The organism is Pseudomonas sp. BN417 (assembly GCF_029871205.1).
Classification (GTDB): domain Bacteria; phylum Pseudomonadota; class Gammaproteobacteria; order Pseudomonadales; family Pseudomonadaceae; genus Metapseudomonas.
The window spans coordinates 1-21,047 of sequence record NZ_SSOJ01000036.1 but is presented as its reverse complement, the minus strand read 5'-3'; the positions used below and the strand labels follow the sequence as shown (position 1 = coordinate 21,047).

Here is a 21,047-nt window from a genome sequence, read left to right as displayed (position 1 = left end):
AGTGGCGAGGGCCGGAATCATACCCTGCCGGAGGGATCTTCCGCGTGTAGACAAGCGCTCAGCGACGGGCTTTTTCGGCGGCCGATGGCCCAGCCGGAGCTGACCTCAGGAATTAACGCATTTTTCGCGCGAAAACATTGAACTTCGAATAAGCTCACACGTTCAAACGGCTATCGATGAGGAAAGCCACACATGGAGGCTCTATTTATGAAGAAAACCCTGTCTCTCGCCCTGCTGCTGGCCGCCAGCCTTGGTCTCGCTGCCTGCGACAAGAAGGAAGAGGCCCAGGCCCCGGCTGCACCGGCAACTGAATCCCAGCCGAGCGCACCCGCTACCGAGCCGACCCCGACTCCGGCTCCAGAGGCCACCCCGGCTCCGAGCGCGCCCGCCCCGGCCGCTCCGGAGACCGCACCGACCGAGGAGAAGAGCCAGTAAGCTCCCGGTAGCAGGAACAACAAGGCCCGCATTTTTGCGGGCCTTGTCTTTTGCGGGCCGGTCAGAGCGCCGGGCTGAGCATCAGCAGCAGGCAACAGACCAGGCTGATGACCCAGACCAGGCTGCGCAAAGTGGCCTTGTCGTTCCAGTAGAGGAACAAGTAAAGGACCCGCGAAACGATGAAGAGGATCGCCAGCAGGTCGACGAACCAGCCCTGGGTCTGGGTGACCTGGGCCACCAGCACGCCCGCGGCGAACAACGGAAAGGTCTCGATGCTGTTCTGGTGCGCCGCGACCGCCCGAGCGCCGAAGCCGGTCAGCCGTGCCTGCTGCGCCCGCGGATTGCGGTTGTCATAACCCCTGCCCTCCTCGCTCATGGCCTTGGCCACTGGGGCCCTGGCCAGGTAGATGAGCAAGGCCGCGAAGAACAGGCACCAGAACGGAATACTCATTCGACTTTCTCCTTGGGCGCCTCCAGCGCCTGGGTCGGGGTGTAGACCATTACATCCAGCACATCGGAATGGAATTCGCGGCGATACAGCACCAGCACCACGCCCGTGGTGACGATCATGAAGAACCAGGGATTGATGAACCAGGCCAGCATCGCCATGCCGAAGTAGTAGCTGCGCAGGCCGAAGTTGAACTGGTTGGCCGCCAGGGATATCACCCGTGCGGTGCGCTCGGCGAAGTCTTTTCGCTCCTGCTCGCTGACGTGCCTCTCGCCGATCATCGGCGCCGAGCCCACCAGGATGGCGGCGAAGTTGTACTGGCGCATGCACCAGCTGAAGGTGAAGAAGGCATAGACGAAGACCACCGCCAGGCCCAGCAGCTTCAGCTCGGAGATGCCGGTGCTGGCGGGCTGCACGAATGGCAGGTCCTCCAGCACCGAGACCGCGCGATCTGTGGAACCGAGCACGGTGAGGATACCGGCCAGGATGATCAGGGTGCTGGAGGCGAAGAACGAGGCGTTGCGCTCCAGGTTTCCGATCACGCTGGCATCGGCGATGCGGTTGTCGCGCAGCAGCAGCCGGCGCATCCAGTCCTCGCGATAGAGGTGCAGGACCGAAGCCAGGCACGCCGTGTCCCGGCCTTTCCAGATGGCGTAGCGGGTGTAGCCCAACCAGCAGCCGATGAACCAGATGATGGCCAGTAGATGCGGCCAGTTGCGCAGAATGATCGACATGCGAATTCCTTGTAAGAACGCAGCGGATTATAGCGGGAGGCACTTGTAGGCGCTGTGTTCAGTCTCCCGCGACCCGGGTGACTGAACGGTTCACGCCGAACGCGTAGGAGCGAGCTTGCTCGCGAAAGATCGTGCTCAGGCTGTTCGCGAGCAAGCTCGCTCCTACAGAAAGACCGACCTCATCGTCCAAATTGGCCTAAGGACATGGTTTCCCAAGTCAAATGAAAAAGGCCGCCCGAAGGCGGCCCTTTCTGGCCTGTAGAAATCAGGCGGCAACTTCCGCCGACTTGCCCAGCAGACGGTCGCAAAGGCTGGCCGCGGCCAGGGTTGCGACGGCTGGCAGCAGCCAGGCCAGTCCCTGCTCGGACAGGGGCAAGTGGGCCAGCCACTCGGGCATCCAGCCGCCCAGTCCGGCGCCCTTCACGGCATCCACCAGACCGAACACCAAGGACACCAGCATCACCGGCGCCACCACGCGGCCCGGGGAATGCCAGAGGCTCCAGCAGAAGCTCAGCGCGACCAGCACGATGCAGGGCGGATAGATGGCGGTGAGCACCGGCACCGAGACCTGGATCAGCTTGGTCAGGCCCAGGTTGGAGACCAACAGGCTGAATGCAGCGAGGATGATGACCAGGCTGCGATAGGACAGCGGCAGCAGGCGGCTGAAGTACTCGGCGCAGGCGCAGGTCAGGCCGACGGCCGTCACCAGGCAGGCCAGGGAAATCAGCGCAGCGAGGAACGCGCTGCCCAGGTTGCCGAACGTGTGCTGCACGTAGGCATGCAGAACAGCCGCGCCATTAGTGGCCTCACCGGCGATGTCGTGGCTGTTCGCTCCCAGGCGGAACAGGCTGATGTAGACCAGGGCCAGGCCGACACCGGCGATCAGACCGGCGATGATGGCGTAACGGGTGATCAGGCGCGGCGATTCGACGCCACGGGAGCGGATGGCGTTGACGATGACGATGCCGAACACCAGGGCGCCCAGGGTATCCATGGTCAGGTAGCCATTGATGAAGCCCTGGGAAAAAGGTGCGGCCTGGTAGGCCGGGGTGGCGTCGCCGATTTCGCCCAGGGGCAGCATGAAGGCGGCGATCCCGAGTACCAGCAGCGCGACGATCTTCATCGGCGCCAGTACGCGGCCAACCGTGTCCAGCAGGCGCCCCGGATAGAGGGACACCGCCAGCACCACCAGGAAGTAAACCAGGCTATAGGCGAACAGGGCCAGCGGGGTATCGCCGGTCAGGGGCGCCAGGCCCACCTCGAAGGACACGGTCGCGGTGCGCGGGGTGGCGAACAGCGGGCCCACCGAGAGGTAGCAGACCGCTGCCAGCAGTACGCCGGCGGTCTTGCCGATCGGGCTGCTGAGGGAATCCATGGCGCCGCCGACCTTGGCCAGGGCGATGACGGTCACCACCGGCAAGCCGACGGCGGTGATCAGGAAGCCGAGCGCGGCCATCCAGACATGGGGGCCGGACTGCAGGCCGACTATGGGCGGGAAGATGATGTTGCCGGCCCCGACGAACAGGGCGAATGTCATAAAGCCGAGTGCCAGGACGTCCTGGCCTTTCAAGGATTTCATCTGGGGAATTACCACATCGCTGAAACAGGGTTTTACCGAAGGGGTTTCCCTGATGGGTCGGGGGAAACGTCATCCATCCGTTTAGGATTGATCGCTGATGCCCGACCTCTGCCCTTGTGGGGCTTGGCGAGCGGGATAGTTGCAAGGCTACCGATTTTACCGGGGGAAGCACCTGACGTGAGTCAGGTTGTCGGAGTAGCAACCGTTTCTGTCGCTTAACCGACAAGCGGTTGCACCTTTAGGGATTGGCGCAACCAGAAATACAAAAGCCACCCCGAGGGGTGGCCTTTGCCTGGATCAAGAGGCCTTAGGCGTTCTTGACTTCCCAGCCGGTCAGCTCGGCCAGGGCCTTGCCGATGTCAGCCAGGGAACGCACGGTTTTCACACCAGCGTCCTGCAGGGCGGCGAACTTCTCGTCCGCAGTGCCTTTGCCACCGGAGATGATGGCGCCGGCGTGGCCCATGCGCTTGCCCGGAGGGGCAGTCACACCAGCGATGTAGGACACCACCGGCTTGGTCACGTTGGCCTTGATGAAGGCAGCGGCTTCTTCTTCAGCGGAACCGCCGATTTCGCCGATCATGACGATGGCTTCGGTCTGCGGGTCTTCCTGGAACAGCTTCAGGATGTCGATGAAGTTGGAGCCCGGGATCGGGTCACCGCCGATGCCCACGCAGGTGGACTGGCCGAAGCCGGCGTCGGTGGTCTGCTTCACGGCTTCATAGGTCAGGGTGCCGGAACGCGACACGATGCCTACCTTGCCCGGCAGGTGGATGTGGCCCGGCATGATGCCGATCTTGCACTCGCCGGGAGTGATTACGCCCGGGCAGTTCGGGCCGATCAGGCGTACGCCCAGCTCGTCGCACTTGACCTTGGCGTCCAGCATGTCGAGGGTCGGGATGCCTTCGGTGATGCAGACGATCAGCTTGATGCCGCCGTTGGCCGCTTCCAGGATGGAATCCTTGCAGAAGGGAGCCGGAACGTAGATCACCGAAGCTTCGGCGCCGGTGGCTTCCACGGCTTCCTTGACGGTGTTGAACACCGGCAGGCCCAGGTGGGTGGTGCCGCCCTTGCCGGGGGTCACGCCGCCGACCATCTTGGTGCCGTAGGCGATGGCTTGTTCGGAGTGGAAAGTACCCTGGCTACCGGTGAAGCCTTGGCAGATGACTTTGGTGTCTTTGTTGATCAGGACGCTCATTACTTGCCCTCCGCGGCCTTGACGACTTGCTGTGCAGCGTCGGTCAGGCTGGTCGCCGCGATGATGTTCAGACCGCTCTCGGCCAGTACCTTGGCGCCGAGGTCAGCATTGTTGCCTTCCAGACGGACGACCACCGGGATTTTCACGCCAACTTCCTTCACCGCGCCGATGATGCCTTCGGCAATCATGTCGCAGCGAACGATGCCGCCGAAGATGTTCACCAGAACGGCAGCGACGTTGCTGTCGGAGAGGATGATCTTGAACGCTTCGGTCACGCGCTCCTTGGTCGCACCGCCGCCAACGTCGAGGAAGTTGGCCGGCTTGCCGCCGTGGAGGTTGACGATGTCCATGGTACCCATGGCCAGGCCGGCACCGTTGACCATGCAGCCAATGTTGCCTTCCAGGGCCACGTAGTTCAGTTCCCACTTCTGCGCATGGGCTTCACGAGCGTCGTCCTGGGACGGGTCGTGCATGGCGCGCAGCTTGGGCTGACGGTACATGGCGTTGCTGTCGATGTTGATCTTGGCGTCCAGGCAGTGCAGGTTGCCGTCGGCCTTGATCACCAGCGGGTTCACTTCCAGCAGGGCCAGGTCGTAGTCCTGGAACAGCTTGGCCAGGTTCACGAAGATGTGGGTGAACTGCTTGACCTGGTCGCCTTCCAGGCCCAGCTGGAATGCCAGCTCACGGCCCTGGTAGGGCTGAGCGCCGACCAGCGGGTCAACGGTGGCCTTGAGGATTTTCTCGGGAGTGTCGTGGGCGACCTTCTCGATGTCCACGCCACCCTCGGTGGAGGCCATGAACACGATACGGCGGCTGGAACGATCTACCACGGCGCCCAGGTACAGTTCCTTGGCGATGTCGGTGCAGGATTCGACCAGGATTTTGCTGACCGGCTGACCATTGGCGTCAGTCTGATAGGTCACCAGGCGCTTGCCCAGCCAGTTGGCGGCGAAGGCCTTGGCATCTTCCTTGCTCTTGACCAGCTTCACGCCGCCCGCTTTACCGCGGCCGCCAGCGTGGACCTGGGCTTTAACAACCCATTCGCTGCCGCCGATCTTTTCGCAGGCTTCTGCGGCGTCTTCCGGGGTGTCTACGGCAAAGCCCTTGGATACGGGCAGGCCGTATTCAGCGAACAGCTGCTTACCCTGATACTCGTGGAGATTCATGCTTGTCTACCGTCTTCGTTTAGGTATTGCGCATTCGGCGCTGCATTCGTGGTGCCGCGCCACCTGTGACTGCTGATGAAGGCAGTCCGGCGGGCTTTCCGCGTTGGGCGCCGATCGGGTGATCGGTGCTCAAGACGGGCCACCCGCCGTGGTTCTTCGTCCTGAACAGGCCACTTGCGCAACCTGTGCAGGAGATGTTGCTCAGCGCTTCTTGCGATTGGCGATGTGGATGGCGTGGCCATTCACAGCGAGTGCCGCTTCGTGCAGCGCTTCGGACAGGGTCGGGTGCGAGAAGACCATCATGCCCAGGTCTTCGGCGCTGGTGCCGAATTCCATGCCGATGGCACCCTGCTGTACCAGTTCGGCAGCGCTCGGGCCGATCACGTGGACGCCCAGGACGCGGTCGGTCTTGGCATCGGCGATCACCTTGACGAAACCGGCGGTGTCGTTGGCGGCCATGGCACGGCCACTGGCGGCGAAGGGGAAGGTGCCGACGTTGATCTCAACGCCTTCGGCCTTCAGGGACTGCTCGGTCTTGCCGACCCACGCGATTTCCGGGTGGGTATAGATGACCGACGGGATCAGGTCGTAGTTCATCTGGGCTTTGTGGCCGGCGATGCGCTCGGCGACCATGATGCCCTCTTCCGACGCCTTGTGGGCCAGCATGGCGCCACGTACCACGTCACCGATGGCGTAGACGCCCGGGACGCTGGTCTTGCACTGGTCGTCGACGTAGATGAAGCCGCGCTCGTCCAGGGTCACGCCGCTGTCGGCGGCCAGCAGGTCGGTGGTCACCGGGCGACGGCCAACGGCCACGATCAGTTTGTCGAACACCAGCTTCTGCTCGCCTTGGGCGTCGGTGAAGTTGACGGTGACTTGCTTCTTCTTGACTTCGGAGCCGGTCACGCGGGCGCCCAGGCGAATCTGCAGGCCCTGCTTGGTGAGGACCTTCATGGCTTCCTTGGCAACCTGCTCGTCGGCGGCCGGGAGGAACTTCTCCAGGGCTTCCAGCACGGTCACTTCAGCGCCCAGGCGGGCCCAGACGGAGCCCAGCTCGAGGCCGATGACGCCAGCGCCAATCACGCCCAGCTTCTTCGGCACGGCCTGGAAGTCCAGGGCGCCGGTGGAGTCGACGATCACGTCCTGGTCAACCGGGGCCGGCGGGATGTCGACCGGCTTGGAGCCGGAGGCGAGGATCACGTTCTCGGCTTCGACGATCTGTACCTTGCCGTCGGAACCAGTGACTTCGACCTGCTTGTTGGCCAGCAGCTTGCCGTGGCCTTCCAGCAGGGTCACACCGTTGGCCTTGAACAGGGTGGCTACGCCGCCGGTCAGGTTCTTGACGATGGTGTTCTTGCGGCCAACCATTGCCGGGACGTCGATGGTGACGCCCTTGGCTTCGATGCCGTGGATTTTGAAGCCTTCATGGGCCTCATGGTACTTGTAGGAGCTGTCCAGCAGCGCCTTCGACGGAATGCAGCCGACGTTCAGGCAGGTGCCGCCCAGAGCGGTCTTGCCTTCCTTGTCCTGGTACTTCTCGATGCAGGCGGTCTTGAGACCGAGCTGGGCTGCCTTGATGGCGGCAACATAGCCACCGGGGCCCGCACCAATCACTACCACGTCGAATTTCTGGGTCATAACTCATTCCTTCTCGTATGAAACCGGACGGCCCCTGTATGGGGGGCCGCCGTTAAGAGAGACTGCCGATCAGATGTCGAGCAGCAGACGAGCCGGGTCTTCCAGCAGGTCCTTGATGGTGACCAGGAAGCTTACAGCTTCCTTGCCATCGATCAGGCGGTGGTCGTAGGACAGCGCCAGGTACATCATCGGCAGGATGACCACCTGGCCGTTCACGGCCATCGGGCGCTCCTGGATCTTGTGCATACCCAGGATGGCGGTCTGCGGCGGGTTGACGATCGGGCTGGACAGCAGCGAGCCGAATACACCGCCGTTGGAGATGGTGAAGGTGCCGCCAGTCATTTCTTCGATGGTCAGCTTGCCGGCCTTGGCCTTCTTGCCGAACTCGGCGATGCCGCCTTCGATTTCAGCCAGGCTCATGAACTCCGCGTTGCGCAGCACCGGTACCACCAGGCCACGGTCGCTGGATACGGCAACGCCGATGTCCTGGTAACCGTGGTAGACGATGTCGCCGCCGTCGATCGAGGCGTTGACGCCCGGGAAGCGCTTCAGCGCCTCGGTGGCCGCCTTGACGAAGAAGGACATGAAGCCCAGGCGAACGCCGTTGTGCTTCTTCTCGAACAGGTCCTTGTACTTGGCGCGCAGGTCCATGATCGGCTTCATGTTGACTTCGTTGTAGGTAGTCAGCATGGCCATGGTGGACTGGGCTTCGACCAGACGCTCGGCGACCTTGGCACGCAGGCGGGTCATCGGAACGCGCTTCTCGACGCGATCGCCGACCGAGAAGATCGGCGCCTCGCCGGCAGGAGCGGCCGGCTTGGCAGCGGCGGGGGCAGCGGCCGGGGCGGATTTCTTGGCTTCAACGGCGGCGACCACGTCTTCCTTGGTCACGCGACCGCCCTTGCCGGTGCCGGCGATGCTGGTCGGGTCGATGCCGTTCTCTTCGGCCAGCTTGCGAGCGGCCGGGGAGAGGATGGCGTCGTCGCCGGCAGCGGCCGGAGCGGCGGCCTGGGCAGCCGGAGCTGCGGCCGGGGCGGCAGCGGCAGGAGCTGCGGCGGCAGCGCCACCGGCGTTCAGTTTGCCGAGCAGTTCGCCGCTGAGGACGGTGTCACCCTCGTTCTTGACGATTTCAGCCAGCACACCGTCGCTTTCGGCGAGGACTTCCATGACCACTTTATCGGTCTCGATGTCGACGATCAGCTCGTCGCGCTTGACCGCATCGCCAGGCTTCTTGTGCCAGGTGGCCACGGTGCCGTCGGCAACCGATTCCGGGAAGGTGGGGGCTTTGATCTCGATAGCCATTGTGTCGGGTTCCTATCTAATTCGGTTTCTTCTGCGCGAAGGCGTTAAACGGTAAAGGCATCTTGCAGCAGTTTTTCCTGCTGCTCGGCGTGCATGGAGGCATAGCCACAGGCCGGGGCCGCCGAACCTTCACGACCGGCGTACTCGAGGAACAGACCCTTCTTGTGGGCCGCCGCTACACGACGCATGTGGTGCTGGCTGCAGTACCAGGCGCCCTGGTTCATCGGCTCTTCCTGGCACCAGACGATGTGCTTGAGGTTCTTGTACGGGGCAAGCGCCTCGGCCAGGTCGTCCTCGGGGAACGGATACAGCTGCTCGATACGCAGGATGGCGATGTCTTCGCGGCCTTCGGCACGACGCTTCTCCAGCAGGTCGTAGTAGACCTTGCCGCTGCACAGGACCAGGCGATCGACCTTCTTCGGGTCGATCTGGTCGATCTCGCCGATGACGGTCTGGAAGGAGCCTTCGGCCAGGTCTTCCAGGGTCGAGATGGCCAGCTTGTGGCGCAGCAACGACTTCGGCGTCAGCGCCACCATCGGCTTGCGCAGCGGGCGGATCACCTGGCGGCGCAGCATGTGGTAGACCTGGGCCGGCGTGGTTGGCACGCAAACCTGGATGTTGTGCTCGGCGCACAGCTGCAGGTAACGCTCCAGGCGCGCGGAGGAGTGCTCCGGGCCCTGCCCTTCGTAGCCGTGCGGCAGCAGCATGGTCAGGCCGCAGAGACGACCCCACTTGTGCTCGCCACTGGTGATGAACTGATCGACCACCACCTGGGCGCCGTTGGCGAAGTCACCGAACTGGGCCTCCCAGATCACCAGCGCATTCGGCATGGTGGTGGAATAACCGTATTCAAAGGCCAGTACGGCCTCTTCCGACAGGTAGGAGTCGTACAGGTCGAAATTCGGCTGGTCGGCGAACAGGTGCTGCAGCGGCAGGTAGGTGCCGGCGTCCTTCTGGTTGTGCAGCGCCGCATGGCGGTGCGAGAAGGTGCCGCGACCGACGTCCTGGCCGGTGATGCGCACCGGGTGGCCTTCGAACAGCAGGGTGGCGTAGGCCATGGTCTCGGCATAACCCCAGTTGATCGGCAACGCACCGGCGCCCATCTTCTGGCGGTCTTCGAGGATCTTGGCGACCTGGCGCTGAACCACGAAGCCTTCCGGGATCTCCAGCAGCTTGGCGGAGAGTTCCTGCAGGGTCTTCAGCTCGAAGCTGGTGTCGTGACGCGCGGTCCAGGCGTGGCCCAGATAGGGGCGCCAGTCCACGAAGAGCTCCTTGTTGGGCTCCTTGACCAGGCTCTTGACCACGTGCTGGCCGTTGTCCAGCGCAGTGCGGTAATCGTCGATCTTGGCCTGGACCTTGGCGCTTTCGAGGGAGCCGGTCTGGATCAGGGCGTCGGCGTACAGCTCGCGGGTGGTGCGCTGCTTGGCGATCTGCTGGTACATCAGCGGCTGGGTGCCACTCGGCTCGTCGGCCTCGTTGTGGCCGCGGCGGCGGTAGCAGACCAGGTCGATGACCACGTCACGCTTGAACTGCATGCGATAGTCGACGGCCAGCTGGGTCACGAAGAGGACGGCTTCCGGATCATCGCCGTTCACGTGCAGGATCGGCGCCTGGATCATCTTGGCGACGTCGGTGCAGTACTCGGTGGAGCGCGAGTCTTCCGGACGGCTGGTGGTGAAACCCACCTGGTTGTTGATCACCAGGTGGATGGTGCCGCCCGTCTTGTAGCCACGGGTCTGCGACATCTGGAAGGTTTCCATGACCACGCCCTGGCCGGCGAAAGCCGCGTCGCCGTGGATGGAGATCGGCAGTACCTTGTCGCCGGTCTTGTCCAGGCGGCGGTCCTGGCGGGCGCGCACGGAACCTTCGACCACCGGGGAAACGATTTCCAGGTGGGACGGGTTGAACGCCAGCGCCAGGTGCACTTCGCCACCCGGAGTCATGACGTTGGAGGAGAAGCCCTGGTGGTACTTCACGTCACCGGAGGACAGGCCCTCGGTCTTCTTGCCTTCGAACTCGTCGAACAGGTCGCGCGGGTTCTTGCCGAAGGTGTTGACCAGGACGTTCAGGCGGCCACGGTGGGCCATGCCGATGACGATTTCCTTGAGGCCGTAGGAGCCGGAGCGCTGGATGATCTCGTCCAGCAGCGGGATCAGGCTCTCGCCGCCTTCCAGGCCGAAGCGCTTGGTGCCCGGGTACTTGGTGCCCAGGTACTTCTCCAGGCCCTCGGCAGCGGTCAGGCGCTCGAGCAGGTGGCTCTGCACTTCCGGAGAGAACGCCGGACGGCCGCGTACGCTTTCCAGGCGCTGCTGGAACCACTTGCGCTGCTCGGAATCGACGATGTGGGTGAACTCGGCGCCGATGGTGCGGCAATACGTCTCGTTGAGGGTCTGCTGAATCTCGCGCAGAGTAGCCTCTTCCTTGCCGATGTAGAGCTCACCCGTGCGGAAGGTGGTATCGAGGTCGGCGTCGGTCAGTCCGTAGTGACGGATCGACAGGTCGGCCGGAGCCGGACGCTGCCACAGACCAAGCGGATCGAGCTTGGAGGCCTGGTGGCCGCGCATGCGGAATGCCTGGATCAAGCGCAGGACTTCAACCTGCTTCTTCTCATGCTCACTGCTTACAGCGCCAGCGGACACCGGCTGGGCACGGCGCTGGTTCTTGGCGAGCAGGACGAAATGATCGCGGATGGTGGAGTGCGAAACGTCGGTGGCAAGATTGCCGTCGGTCGGCAGCTTCTGGAAGTAGGTGCGCCACTCTTCGGGCACAGCGTTGGGATCGTGCAGGTAGAGCTCATAGAGCTCTTCCACATATGCAGCGTTGCCACCGGATAGGTGGGCGCTGTTCCACATGCGCTGCATTTCGCTTTCTTGCATGCTTTGTCACCCTCGATAAGGGGACGCCATCGGCGTGGACACCACAGGGCTTCAAAGTCCTGGCACAGCGACTTCGGCAAAGCCACCAAGGATCCCGCAGATAGTCCGGGCACCAGCCCGGTTGCCCCTGCTGGTCATCTATATATTTTTCAAATAAGGAACACGACTTTGTGAGCTGCGTTCCTGGTTTACTGCGACGCCGGCCAGGCCGGCGCCGCAGGTGTTGCGGGTACAGCAATCGCGAATCAGGTACCGCTCTGCAGCAGCATGTTGCGTATGTGGCCAATCGCCCTGGTTGGGTTCAGACCCTTGGGGCAGACGCTCACGCAGTTCATGATGCTCCGGCAACGGAACACGCTGAACGGATCGTCCAGCGCGGCCAGCCGCTCTTCGGTCTTGTTGTCACGGCTGTCGGCCAGGAAACGATAGGCCTGCAGCAGCGCGGCGGGACCGAGGAACTTGTCCGGGTTCCACCAGAAGGACGGGCAGGAGGTCGAGCAGCAGGCGCACAGGATGCACTCGTACAGACCGTCCAGCTTCTCGCGCTCTTCCGGGGACTGCAGACGCTCGATGGCCGGAGCCGGCGTGTCGTTCTGCAGGAAGGGTTTCACCTTCTCGTACTGCTTGTAGAAGATGCTCATATCGACGACCAGGTCACGAATGACCGGCAGACCCGGCAGCGGGCGAACAACCAGCTTGCCACCCTTCAGGCCGGCGGCGGACAGCGGAGTGATGCACGCCAGGCCGTTCTTGCCGTTGATGTTCATGCCGTCGGAACCGCACACGCCTTCACGGCAGGAGCGACGGTAGGAGAAGCCTTCGTCCTGTTCCTTGATCAGCGCCAGCACGTCGAGGACCATCACGTCCTTGCCGCCGGTGTCGACCTGGAAATCCTGCATGAACGGAGCGCTGTCCTGGTCCGGGTTGTAGCGATAGACGCTGACAGTGAGAGTTTTGGCTTGCGACATATCGGCCACCCTTAATAAGTACGTACTTTGGGTTCGAACGCCGGAACGGTCTTCGGCGCGAAGTTGACGGCGCGCTTGGTGACGCGTTTCTCACCCGGGAAGTACAGGGTGTGGCACAGCCAGTTCTCGTCGTCGCGGTCTTCGAAGTCTTCGCGGGCGTGGGCGCCGCGGGATTCCTTGCGAACTTCCGCGGCGATCGCGGTAGCCTCGGCCACTTCCAGCAGGTTCTGCAGCTCCAGCGCTTCGATGCGCGCGGTGTTGAAGGCCTGGGACTTGTCGGCGATTTTCACCTGGGCGATGCGCTCACGCAGGTCGGCCAGCTGGGCGATGCCCTTCTGCATGTATTCGCCGGTACGGAATACACCGAAGTAGTTCTGCATGCACTGCTGCAGCTCTTTACGCAGCGGAGCCACGTCTTCGCCGCTCTTGCGCTCGTTCACGCCGGACAGGCGCTTGAGAGACAGTTCCAGGTCGGTATCGGACGCAGCACGCTGGTCGATGCCTTCCTTGAGGGCCTTTTCCAGGTGCAGGCCGGCGGCGCGACCAAATACCACGAGGTCGAGCAGCGAGTTGCCGCCCAGGCGGTTGGCACCGTGGACCGATACGCAAGCCACTTCGCCCACGGCGAACAGGCCTTCGACGATGGTGTCGTTACCGTTGGCGTCCTGGGTGATGGCCTGGCCATGGATGTTGGTGGCAACGCCGCCCATCATGTAGTGGCAGGTCGGGATGACCGGGATCGGCGCGACGACCGGATCGACGTGCGCGAAGGTCTTGGACAGCTCGCAGATGCCGGGCAGGCGGCTGTGCAGCACTTCCTCGCCCAGGTGGTCGAGCTTCAGCAGTACGTGGTCCTTGTCCGGACCCACGCCGTTGCCGGCAATGACTTCCTTGACCATGGAGCGGGCGACCACATCGCGGCCGGCCAGGTCCTTGGCGTTCGGAGCGTAGCGCTCCATGAAGCGCTCGCCGTGGGCGTTGATCAGGTAACCGCCTTCACCGCGGCAACCCTCGGTGACCAGTACACCGGCGCCGGCGATGCCGGTCGGGTGGAACTGCCACATCTCGATGTCCTGGACCGGTACGCCGGCACGCAGGGCCATGCCCACGCCGTCGCCGGTGTTGATCAGGGCGTTGGTGGTGGAGGCATAGATGCGGCCCGCACCGCCGGTGGCCAGGACCACGGCTTTGGAGCGGATGTAGACGGTTTCGCCGGTCTCGATGCAGATGGCGATGATGCCGACGATGGCGCCGTCCTGGTTCTTCACCAGATCGACCGCGTACCACTCGTTGAGGAACGAGGTGCCGCTCTTCAGGTTGGCCTGGTACAGGGTGTGCAGCAGGGCGTGACCGGTACGGTCGGCCGCAGCGCAGGTACGGGCGGCCTGGCCACCCTTGCCGAAGTCCTTGGACTGGCCACCGAACGGACGCTGATAGATGCGGCCCTGCTCGGTACGGGAGAACGGCAGGCCCATGTGTTCGAGCTCGAATACGGCTTCCGGACCTACGGAGCACATGTATTCGATGGCGTCCTGGTCACCGATGTAGTCGGAGCCCTTGACGGTGTCGTACATGTGCCAGCGCCAATCGTCGTTCGGGTCGGCCGAAGCGATGGCGCAGGTGATGCCGCCCTGGGCGGAAACGGTGTGGGAACGGGTCGGGAAGACCTTGGTCACCACAGCGGTCTTGTGGCCGCCTTGGGCCAGTTGCAGCGCGGCGCGCATGCCGGCGCCGCCGCCACCTACGATGATGGCGTCGAAAGAAAGAGTACGAATGCTAGACATGGATCACACACCCCAGAGAATCTGCACGCCCCAGACGAAGAACGCGAACATCGCAATGCCGCATACAGCCTGGAACAGGAAACGCACGACAGTCGCCGCCTTGCCCAGCGCCATGGGCGTCAGGTAGTCGGTGGAGATGGTCCACATGCCGACCCAGGCGTGAACGCTCAGGGCGACCAGGGCCAACAGGCTGAAGATGCGCATCGCGGTGTGGGAGAACAGACCGTGCCACTCGGCGTAGGTCAGACCCGGATTGAACAGCAGGTAGCCCAGCAGGAAGAGGAAATAAGCCGCGAGAACGACCGCAGAAACACGCTGGGCCATCCAGTCATAGAGACCCGAACGCGAGAAGTTCGTGACGTTGGTTACCATATCCACACCCCCAGCAGCACGATCAGCACCGCAGAAACTGCGATGACGATTTTCGAGCCCAGCTTGCCGCCCTCGAGCGTCTCGCCGACGCCCGCATCCATTACCAGGTGGCGCACACCGGCGACCAGGTGGTAAAGCAGTGCGGACAGGAGACCCCAAACCACCAGCTTGGCCAGCGGACTGGTCAGGTACGCCTTAACCTGCTCGAAGCCTTCCTCGGAGCTCAGCGATTTGTCGAGCGCGAACAGCAGCACGGCAATGCCGAAGAAGAGGATGACGCCGGAGATACGATGCAGGATGGACGTGTAAGCAGTGACGGGGAGTTGGATGGTCCTGAGATCTAGGTTTACAGGTCGTTGGCTATTCACGGCTTTTTTTTCACACTGAGGCCCCTAACAAACAGGGCAAGTTGTCGGGAAGTGCACTGATCAGGTACCCCTCACCAAAGGGAGTGCCGACCTCCAGAATACGGGCCCAAGGCCCCTGGCGATCGGGCGCTGAGTATAGACAGTTAGCTGACTAATGACAATGCGAACGCCTGCCCCTAAGGGTGGATTGCGCTACCTATATAAAAGGCGTAAATAGCCCCCTCTTTTTCGTCGAAAACCCCACGCAAACCCCTCTGCCATATGGGTTTCTTCAAATTGACATTCGAATTTATACCTCTATAGTGTTCCGGGCCCTGCGTGGGGGGCTTCTGATGATTTCAAGCATAACTAGGAGGCCGCTATGGCTGACAAAAAAGCGCAGTTGATCATCGAGGGCGCAGCCCCCGTAGAGCTGCCCGTTCTGTCCGGAACCATGGGACCCGATGTAGTCGATGTGCGGGGCCTGACCTCCACGGGCTGCTTCACCTTTGATCCTGGCTTTATGTCGACCGCCTCTTGCGAGTCGAAGATCACCTATATCGACGGCGACAAGGGCGTACTGCTGCACCGCGGCTACCCGATCGAGCAGCTGGCGGAAAAGTCCGACTACCTGGAAACCTGTTACCTGCTGCTGAACGGCGAACTGCCGAACGCTGAAGAGAAGGCCAAGTTCGTCGGCACCATCAAGAACCACACCATGGTTCACGAGCAGTTGAAGAGCTTCTTCAACGGCTTCCGCCGTGACGCCCACCCCATGGCGATCATGTGCGGCGTGGTCGGCGCCCTCTCCGCGTTCTACCACGACTCCCTGGACATCAATAACCCGCAGCACCGCGAAGTTTCGGCGATGCGCCTGGTCGCCAAGATGCCGACCATCGCGGCGATGGCCTACAAGTACTCCATGGGCCAGCCCATGATGTACCCGCGTAACGACCTGAACTACGCGGAAAACTTCCTGCACATGATGTTCAACACCCCGGCCGAGATCAAACCGATCAGCCCGGTGCTGGCCAAGGCCATGGATCGCATCTTCATCCTGCATGCCGACCATGAGCAGAACGCCTCCACCTCCACCGTCCGCCTGGCCGGCTCTTCGGGCGCCAACCCCTTCGCCTGTATCGCTGCCGGTATCGCGGCCCTCTGGGGCCCGGCCCACGGCGGCGCCAACGAAGCCGTGCTGAGCATGCTGGACGAGATCGGCGACGTATCGAACATCGACAAGTTCATCGCCAAGGCGAAGGACAAGAACGATCCGTTCAAGCTGATGGGCTTCGGCCACCGCGTGTACAAGAACTTCGACCCGCGCGCCAAGGTCATGAAACAGACCTGCGACGAAGTCCTGGCCGAGCTGGGCATCAACGACCCGCAACTGGAACTGGCGATGAAGCTCGACGAGATCGCGCGCAGCGACCCGTACTTCAAGGAGCGCAACCTCTACCCGAACGTCGACTTCTACTCGGGGATCATCCTCAAGGCGATCGGTATCCCGACCAGTATGTTCACCGTGATCTTCGCCCTGGCGCGCACCGTCGGCTGGATCTCGCACTGGAAGGAAATGCTCTCCAGCCCGTACAAGATCGGCCGTCCGCGCCAGCTGTACACCGGCTACGAGCAGCGTGACTTCGTGTCGCTGGAAAACCGCGACTGAAGCGGGTTGCAAAAATGAAAAAGGCTGCCGATGGCAGCCTTTTTTATTGCTACTCGGTCTAGCGCTTCTCCGCGCGCTCGCGCATGGCCTTCAGGGTATTGAAAGGCGCGTCGACGACGAAGCTGTTCGCCAGCCACGACGGCACGCTGCCGCCCGGCTCGGTGTGCACCTGGTAGGTCACTTCCACCTCCCCTGCCCCCTTCGGCACCAGCTTCCAGAGCCCGTCCACCTCGGTGACCCGCACGTAGCCCTTGGCCTCGGGCAGGTAGTCCGGTACCCCTTCGAGAATCCGCGTCACGCTGCCGTCCGCGCCCAACTGCGAGGTGACGTGCAGCACCGAATCCCGCGGTGTCACCGGCCAGGGCGTATTGAAACGGGTGTAGGTCCAGCTCTGCGGCCCCTCGCTCTTGAGCAGCTTCTGCTCCTTGCATTCGTGGATCCACACGCACGAACCCGCGACATCCTCCTGCAGCGCGCGCAGCGTGGCGATATCGGCCTTCATGGTGGTGATGCCGCGATAGGCCTTGTACTGGGAACCCGGCACCTCGCTCAGGTACACCCTGATGCCGTCTTCGTCCTTGGCCAGCTTCCACTCCTCGGCATGGGCGGCGGTCACCGCCAACAGACCCAGGATGCAAAGCGCCACGACCTTGGTTCTCATGATCTCTCCTTGTTCAGACAGGGCCAGCCCAGGGGCTGGTCATTGTGTTACGCCACCGAGGTCGCCTGCTCCAGCCAGCCGAGCAGCCGTATCGCCTCCTCCCGGCTGCCGCCACAGACCTCGGGATCGGCGTCGAAGGCACCACAGACCGCTGGCCGACGCGGGTCGCCGAACAGCAGGCAGAGGTTTTCAGCGGACAGGTGCAGGCATCGCTCCCCCGCAGCCTTGCCAGTCGGCATGCCGGGTATGGGGGAGCTTATGGATGGCGCTATGCAGCAGGCACCACAGCCGGCGCGGCAGAGCATGGTGATGGACCTCGAACGACAGGGACAGGGCAATGGAAAGGCGCATTTTACTTGGGCCCGGGCGCGGTTGGCAGAGTCCCGACCACTGAAGCCTGGCGCGCCAGCAGCACATCCTGGCTGTCGCCATTGTAGATGCGCGCCATTAACCGCCCCTCGTGGACTTCCAGCCCCACACGCTGTCCGTCCCGCAGGTCGAACACCTGATAGGCGGCGGACTGGCTGTAAAAGGCGCGCAAACGGGAGGTGAAGTAGAAACCAAGGGTCGCTCCGCCGCTCCGGCCGACCTCCTCCGTCGTCGGCGACTGCTGACTGCCGGCCCCGGCAATGGCAAGGCGGCGGCCGGACAGGTCGTAGGTGCCGGATCGCTCGCCAAAGCCGAAGAAACGCTCATCCGCATCCCGATGCCAGGCCAGGTAGAGGCGATTCAGCCGCGGCTCGCCCAGCGTGACGGAAAGCACCAGGCCGCGCTCGCCATCATCCTGCAGGGCCAGCGCATAGCTGCTCAGGCTGCCGTCGGCGCAGCGCAGGTGGCCCTTGAGCAGCAACTGCGAACCGAGCCGCTCGAAGGCTTCCAGGCTCTGCTCGCGGCAGAGCAGCTCGCGCCGGTCGCGCAGCTCCCCTGCGCGCCAGCGACTGCGACGCTCAGCACGACCGACGCCCGCCGCCAGGAAGCCGCCCGTCGCGCCCCAAAGTGCTTTCTCCGGACGCCCCTGGGGATGCACGCGGAACCCCTGCCCGCGCCAGGACAGCCGATAACGCCCGAAGTCGAAATCGCGCGCCACCGCGAAGGCCGGCGGCAGGTGCAGTTCCGCGATCACCGGCCTCAGGTGCCTGGCCTCCATGGTGCGCAGGGTCGCAACCAGCACCCCGAGCAGTACCAGAGCCGCGAAACCCAACCCACGCCAAACCGCCATGACTCGCCCCTTTCCTTGAGAATCAGCCCCCCGACCAGGCTTGTGCACCGCTCAGCACAAAGCCCCTCGTTCATGACGGAGGGGCCTGTTTCACCTTCCGGAGCTAGCCGGGCCTTTTCAGCCGGGCGATGAGGCTGGAAGTATCCCAGCGCCCGCCGCCCATAGCCTGGACCTCGGCATAGAACTGATCCACCAGCGCCGTCACCGGCAACTGCGCGCCGTTGCGCGCTGCCTCGTCCAGGACGATGGACAGGTCCTTGCGCATCCAGTCCACGGCGAAGCCGAAATCGAAGGCGCCCTCCAGCATGGTCTGATGGCGATGCTCCTGCTGCCAGGACTGCGCGGCGCCCTTGCTGATCACCTCCATCGCCGCCGTGGCGTCGAGCCCGGCGCACTGGGCGAAATGCAGGGCTTCGGCGAGCCCCTGCAACAGCCCGCCCACGCAGATCTGGTTGACCATCTTGGTCAGCTGGCCGCTGCCCACCGGGCCCATCCGGCGGACCATCTTGGCGTAGCTTTCGATCACCGGCGCCGCGCGGTCGTAGAAGGCCTGCTCGCCACCCACCATCACCGACAACATGCCCGCCTCGGCCCCCGCCTGGCCGCCGGAAACCGGCGCATCGAGAAAGCCCAGCTCGCGCTCGGCGGCGAGGACCGCCATCTCCCGCGCCACATCCGCCGACGCCGTGGTGTGATCCACCAGCACCGCGCCGGGCGCCATGCCGGCGAAGGCGCCATCCGCGCCCAGGAGTACCGCGCGCAGGTCGTCGTCGTTGCCGACGCAGACCATCACGAACTCGGCCCCCTCCGCCGCCTCGCGCGGCGTGGCGAAGGCATCCCCGGCGAACTCGTCGCTCCACAGTTCGGCCTTGGCCGGAGAGCGGTTGTAGACCCGCACCGAATGACCTTCGCAGGCCAGGTGCCCAGCCATGTGGAAGCCCATCACCCCCAACCCGATGAACGCTACTTCAGCCATTGTTGTTCTCCTTCGTCGACTTGCCGGAAAGCCTAACACGCAGTTTGCCGACCCGCGAAAGCGCCACCATACTCGCTCCAGGCCGGCCAACCACCCACCGCCGAGGAGAACCGCATGCCGCACTGGCTGGTGATAGACCTGGAAGCCACCACCGAAGAAGGTGGCTGGCCGCTGGAAGAAATGGAGATCATCGAGATCGGCGCCACCCTGGTTCGTGCCGACGGCCACGAGGTAGACCATTTCCAGCGCTTCGTGCGCCCCCTGCGACGCCCCTGCCTGACCGGATTCTGCCGTCAGCTCACCCATATCAACCAGGCGGACGTGGATGGCGCGGCGAACCTGCCCCAGGTCTGGCCGGCCTTCGAACGCTGGCTTGGTCACCACAGCCCGCGACTGGCAGGCTGGGCCAGCTGGGGTGACTACGATCGTCGGCAACTGGAACAGGAATGGCGCCTGCATGGCCTGGACAGCCTGCTGGCCGCGGTGCCCCACCTCAATCTCAAGCAGCGCTTCGCCGAGGCGCGCCAGCTCAAGCGCGCCGTGGGACTGCATGCGGCGCTGCAGCTGGCCGGCCTGCAGTTCCAGGGCCAGCAGCATCGCGCCCTGGAAGATGCCCGCAACACGGCCCGGCTATTGCCGCTGGCCCTGCCCTAGGTGCTTCACAGACCTTGTGTCGCTGGCTCCGCGCCCCCTGGCGATTGTGTCCGAACCGGAATCTGGATGGATTGGGCCGCGCTGTCCACCAGCGGGGCGCAGCCCGGCCCGCAGGGTAGACATGGCCACCCTGCAGGACCATTCGCGCATCAAAGCACCTGACTGAGGAAGGCTTGCGCCCGCGGGTCCCGGGGTTGGGCGAAGAACTGCGCGGGGGGCGCGTCTTCCAGCAGCTTGCCGTGGTCGAAGAACAGCACCCGGTCGGCCACCTCGCGGGCGAAGCCCATTTCATGGGTGACGCAGACCATGGTCATGCCTTCCTGGGCCAGCTGCTTCATCACGTCCAGCACCTCGCCGACCATTTCCGGGTCCAGCGCCGAGGTGGGCTCATCGAACAGCATCACCTTGGGCTCCATGCACAGGGCCCGGGCGATGGCCACCCGCTGCTGCTGGCCACCGGAGAGGCGCGAGGGGTACTCGTTGGCCTTCTGCGCGATGCCGACCTTGGCCAGCAGCGCCTGGGCCTTGGCCTCTCGTTCGGCCTTGCCGCGCTTGCGCACGACTTTCTGCGCCAGGCAGAGGTTCTCCAGCACGGTCATGTGGGGGAACAGGTTGAAGTGCTGGAACACCATGCCCACTTCGCGGCGGTAGGCGTTCACGTCCGTCTTCGGGTCCGCGAGGTCGACACCGTCGATGACTATCGAGCCGGAATCCAGCTCCTCCAGGCCGTTCAGGCAGCGCAGGAAGGTGGATTTGCCCGAGCCGGACGGCCCCAGCACCACCAGCACTTCGCCCCTGGCCACCGACGTACCGACATTGTCCACCGCACGTACCAGCTGACCGCGGGCGTTGAAGGTCTTTACCAAATCACGGACTTCAATCACTTTTCCCGAGCCTCCGCTCCAGACTGTTGGCGATTTGCGACAGCGGCAGATTGATGAGCAGGTACAGCGCCGCTATGCAGAACCAGATCTCGAAGGTGGAGAAGGAGGTGGTGATCGCTTCGCGCCCGCTCTTGGTCAGT

Annotated in this window: 20 protein-coding genes and 1 pseudogene; 3 read left to right on the top strand and 18 right to left on the bottom strand. The window is 63.7% G+C overall.

What is annotated here, in order from left to right; translation table 11 throughout:
- Window positions 1–207 precede the first annotated feature (207 nt).
- Window positions 208–435, top strand: coding sequence for a hypothetical protein (locus E8F11_RS03055; protein ID WP_280287328.1), 228 nt, complete (start codon window positions 208–210; stop codon window positions 433–435).
- A 61-nt stretch (window positions 436–496) separates the two neighbouring features.
- On the opposite strand, the gene E8F11_RS03050 is transcribed toward E8F11_RS03055, so the two are convergent.
- The 12 genes from E8F11_RS03050 to sdhC form a co-directional block, all read right to left on the bottom strand.
- Complete coding sequence (locus E8F11_RS03050; RefSeq protein ID WP_280287327.1) at window positions 497–886, bottom strand: MAPEG family protein; 390 nt, start codon at window positions 884–886, stop codon at window positions 497–499.
- Window positions 883–1,617 carry a DUF599 domain-containing protein gene (locus E8F11_RS03045; RefSeq protein WP_280287326.1) on the bottom strand — a complete coding sequence of 245 codons (735 nt, stop codon included), beginning with the start codon at window positions 1,615–1,617 and terminating at the stop codon, window positions 883–885. Before E8F11_RS03045 ends, E8F11_RS03050 begins: the two co-directional genes overlap by 4 nt.
- 265 nt (window positions 1,618–1,882) lie before the next feature.
- Window positions 1,883–3,196, bottom strand: coding sequence for a branched-chain amino acid transport system II carrier protein (brnQ, locus tag E8F11_RS03040; protein WP_280287325.1), 1,314 nt, complete (start codon window positions 3,194–3,196; stop codon window positions 1,883–1,885).
- Window positions 3,197–3,503: 307 nt separating this feature from the next.
- Window positions 3,504–4,391 (bottom strand): succinate--CoA ligase subunit alpha, encoded by an 888-nt coding sequence (gene sucD / locus E8F11_RS03035; protein ID WP_028629428.1) that lies wholly within the window; start codon window positions 4,389–4,391, stop codon window positions 3,504–3,506.
- Window positions 4,391–5,557, bottom strand: coding sequence for an ADP-forming succinate--CoA ligase subunit beta (sucC, locus tag E8F11_RS03030; protein WP_280287324.1), 1,167 nt, complete (start codon window positions 5,555–5,557; stop codon window positions 4,391–4,393). Before sucC ends, sucD begins: the two co-directional genes overlap by 1 nt.
- Before the next feature lie 201 nt (window positions 5,558–5,758).
- Window positions 5,759–7,195, bottom strand: a complete 1,437-nt coding sequence (lpdA, locus tag E8F11_RS03025; protein WP_280287323.1) for a dihydrolipoyl dehydrogenase — start codon at window positions 7,193–7,195, stop codon at window positions 5,759–5,761.
- Between the two features lie 69 nt (window positions 7,196–7,264).
- Window positions 7,265–8,497 carry a 2-oxoglutarate dehydrogenase complex dihydrolipoyllysine-residue succinyltransferase gene (gene odhB / locus E8F11_RS03020; protein WP_280287322.1) on the bottom strand — a complete coding sequence of 411 codons (1,233 nt, stop codon included), beginning with the start codon at window positions 8,495–8,497 and terminating at the stop codon, window positions 7,265–7,267.
- A 44-nt stretch (window positions 8,498–8,541) separates the two neighbouring features.
- Window positions 8,542–11,373, bottom strand: coding sequence for a 2-oxoglutarate dehydrogenase E1 component (locus E8F11_RS03015; protein ID WP_280287321.1), 2,832 nt, complete (start codon window positions 11,371–11,373; stop codon window positions 8,542–8,544).
- Window positions 11,374–11,618: 245 nt separating this feature from the next.
- Window positions 11,619–12,341 carry a succinate dehydrogenase iron-sulfur subunit gene (locus E8F11_RS03010; protein ID WP_280287320.1) on the bottom strand — a complete coding sequence of 241 codons (723 nt, stop codon included), beginning with the start codon at window positions 12,339–12,341 and terminating at the stop codon, window positions 11,619–11,621.
- An 11-nt stretch (window positions 12,342–12,352) separates the two neighbouring features.
- Window positions 12,353–14,125 carry a succinate dehydrogenase flavoprotein subunit gene (sdhA, locus tag E8F11_RS03005; protein ID WP_280287319.1) on the bottom strand — a complete coding sequence of 591 codons (1,773 nt, stop codon included), beginning with the start codon at window positions 14,123–14,125 and terminating at the stop codon, window positions 12,353–12,355.
- Window positions 14,126–14,128: 3 nt separating this feature from the next.
- A complete protein-coding gene (gene sdhD / locus E8F11_RS03000) occupies window positions 14,129–14,497 on the bottom strand; it encodes a succinate dehydrogenase, hydrophobic membrane anchor protein (RefSeq protein WP_069083276.1) in 369 nt (122 codons plus the stop codon).
- On the bottom strand, window positions 14,491–14,865 hold the full coding sequence (sdhC, locus tag E8F11_RS02995) for a succinate dehydrogenase, cytochrome b556 subunit (RefSeq protein ID WP_280287318.1): 375 nt from the start codon (window positions 14,863–14,865) through the stop codon (window positions 14,491–14,493). The genes sdhD and sdhC overlap by 7 nt, the downstream gene beginning before the upstream one ends.
- Before the next feature lie 361 nt (window positions 14,866–15,226).
- Here sdhC and gltA point away from each other — a divergent pair, with 361 nt between their 5' ends.
- Complete coding sequence (gene gltA / locus E8F11_RS02990) at window positions 15,227–16,513, top strand: citrate synthase (protein ID WP_280287317.1); 1,287 nt, start codon at window positions 15,227–15,229, stop codon at window positions 16,511–16,513.
- 58 nt (window positions 16,514–16,571) lie between these two features.
- Here gltA and E8F11_RS02985 read toward each other — a convergent pair whose 3' ends face one another.
- From E8F11_RS02985 to E8F11_RS02970, 4 genes are all read right to left on the bottom strand, one after another.
- Complete coding sequence (locus E8F11_RS02985; RefSeq protein ID WP_280287316.1) at window positions 16,572–17,174, bottom strand: START domain-containing protein; 603 nt, start codon at window positions 17,172–17,174, stop codon at window positions 16,572–16,574.
- A gap of 47 nt (window positions 17,175–17,221) precedes the next feature.
- Window positions 17,222–17,479 (bottom strand): YkgJ family cysteine cluster protein, encoded by a 258-nt coding sequence (locus E8F11_RS02980; protein ID WP_280287315.1) that lies wholly within the window; start codon window positions 17,477–17,479, stop codon window positions 17,222–17,224.
- A 47-nt stretch (window positions 17,480–17,526) separates the two neighbouring features.
- Window positions 17,527–18,393: a hypothetical protein gene (locus tag E8F11_RS02975; protein WP_280287314.1), complete on the bottom strand. Its 867-nt coding sequence runs from the start codon at window positions 18,391–18,393 to the stop codon at window positions 17,527–17,529.
- 103 nt (window positions 18,394–18,496) lie between these two features.
- Window positions 18,497–19,369 (bottom strand): NAD(P)-dependent oxidoreductase, encoded by an 873-nt coding sequence (locus E8F11_RS02970; protein ID WP_280287313.1) that lies wholly within the window; start codon window positions 19,367–19,369, stop codon window positions 18,497–18,499.
- 114 nt (window positions 19,370–19,483) lie between these two features.
- On the opposite strand from E8F11_RS02970, the gene E8F11_RS02965 reads away from it, so the two are divergent.
- A complete protein-coding gene (locus tag E8F11_RS02965) occupies window positions 19,484–20,023 on the top strand; it encodes an exonuclease domain-containing protein (RefSeq protein ID WP_280287312.1) in 540 nt (179 codons plus the stop codon).
- Window positions 20,024–20,172: 149 nt separating this feature from the next.
- On the opposite strand, the gene E8F11_RS02960 is transcribed toward E8F11_RS02965, so the two are convergent.
- Together E8F11_RS02960 and E8F11_RS02955 are read right to left on the bottom strand one after the other, a co-directional pair.
- Window positions 20,173–20,907 carry an amino acid ABC transporter ATP-binding protein gene (locus E8F11_RS02960; protein ID WP_280287311.1) on the bottom strand — a complete coding sequence of 245 codons (735 nt, stop codon included), beginning with the start codon at window positions 20,905–20,907 and terminating at the stop codon, window positions 20,173–20,175.
- Window positions 20,900–21,047, bottom strand: a pseudogene (locus E8F11_RS02955) (amino acid ABC transporter permease); the annotation flags it as partial. The pseudogene E8F11_RS02955 and the gene E8F11_RS02960, both read right to left, overlap by 8 nt.

Excerpts from the sequence above, each read along its gene's own strand:
- E8F11_RS03010 (WP_280287320.1), bottom strand. The coding sequence starts at position 12,341 with ATGTCGCAAGCCAAAACTCTCACTGTCAGCGTCTATCGCTACAACCCG.
- E8F11_RS03015 (WP_280287321.1), bottom strand. The coding sequence starts at position 11,373 with ATGCAAGAAAGCGAAATGCAGCGCATGTGGAACAGCGCCCACCTATCC.
- E8F11_RS02975 (WP_280287314.1), bottom strand. The coding sequence starts at position 18,393 with ATGGCGGTTTGGCGTGGGTTGGGTTTCGCGGCTCTGGTACTGCTCGGG.
- lpdA (WP_280287323.1), bottom strand. The coding sequence starts at position 7,195 with ATGACCCAGAAATTCGACGTGGTAGTGATTGGTGCGGGCCCCGGTGGC.
- sucC (WP_280287324.1), bottom strand. The coding sequence starts at position 5,557 with ATGAATCTCCACGAGTATCAGGGTAAGCAGCTGTTCGCTGAATACGGC.
- E8F11_RS02985 (WP_280287316.1), bottom strand. The coding sequence starts at position 17,174 with ATGAGAACCAAGGTCGTGGCGCTTTGCATCCTGGGTCTGTTGGCGGTG.
- sdhA (WP_280287319.1), bottom strand. The coding sequence starts at position 14,125 with ATGTCTAGCATTCGTACTCTTTCTTTCGACGCCATCATCGTAGGTGGC.
- brnQ (WP_280287325.1), bottom strand. The coding sequence starts at position 3,196 with ATGAAATCCTTGAAAGGCCAGGACGTCCTGGCACTCGGCTTTATGACA.
- E8F11_RS03055 (WP_280287328.1), top strand. The coding sequence starts at position 208 with ATGAAGAAAACCCTGTCTCTCGCCCTGCTGCTGGCCGCCAGCCTTGGT.
- E8F11_RS02965 (WP_280287312.1), top strand. The coding sequence starts at position 19,484 with ATGCCGCACTGGCTGGTGATAGACCTGGAAGCCACCACCGAAGAAGGT.
- E8F11_RS02980 (WP_280287315.1), bottom strand. The coding sequence starts at position 17,479 with ATGCTCTGCCGCGCCGGCTGTGGTGCCTGCTGCATAGCGCCATCCATA.
- sucD (WP_028629428.1), bottom strand. The coding sequence starts at position 4,391 with ATGAGCGTCCTGATCAACAAAGACACCAAAGTCATCTGCCAAGGCTTC.
- gltA (WP_280287317.1), top strand. The coding sequence starts at position 15,227 with ATGGCTGACAAAAAAGCGCAGTTGATCATCGAGGGCGCAGCCCCCGTA.
- sdhD (WP_069083276.1), bottom strand. The coding sequence starts at position 14,497 with ATGGTAACCAACGTCACGAACTTCTCGCGTTCGGGTCTCTATGACTGG.
- E8F11_RS03045 (WP_280287326.1), bottom strand. The coding sequence starts at position 1,617 with ATGTCGATCATTCTGCGCAACTGGCCGCATCTACTGGCCATCATCTGG.
- odhB (WP_280287322.1), bottom strand. The coding sequence starts at position 8,497 with ATGGCTATCGAGATCAAAGCCCCCACCTTCCCGGAATCGGTTGCCGAC.
- E8F11_RS02970 (WP_280287313.1), bottom strand. The coding sequence starts at position 19,369 with ATGGCTGAAGTAGCGTTCATCGGGTTGGGGGTGATGGGCTTCCACATG.
- E8F11_RS03050 (WP_280287327.1), bottom strand. The coding sequence starts at position 886 with ATGAGTATTCCGTTCTGGTGCCTGTTCTTCGCGGCCTTGCTCATCTAC.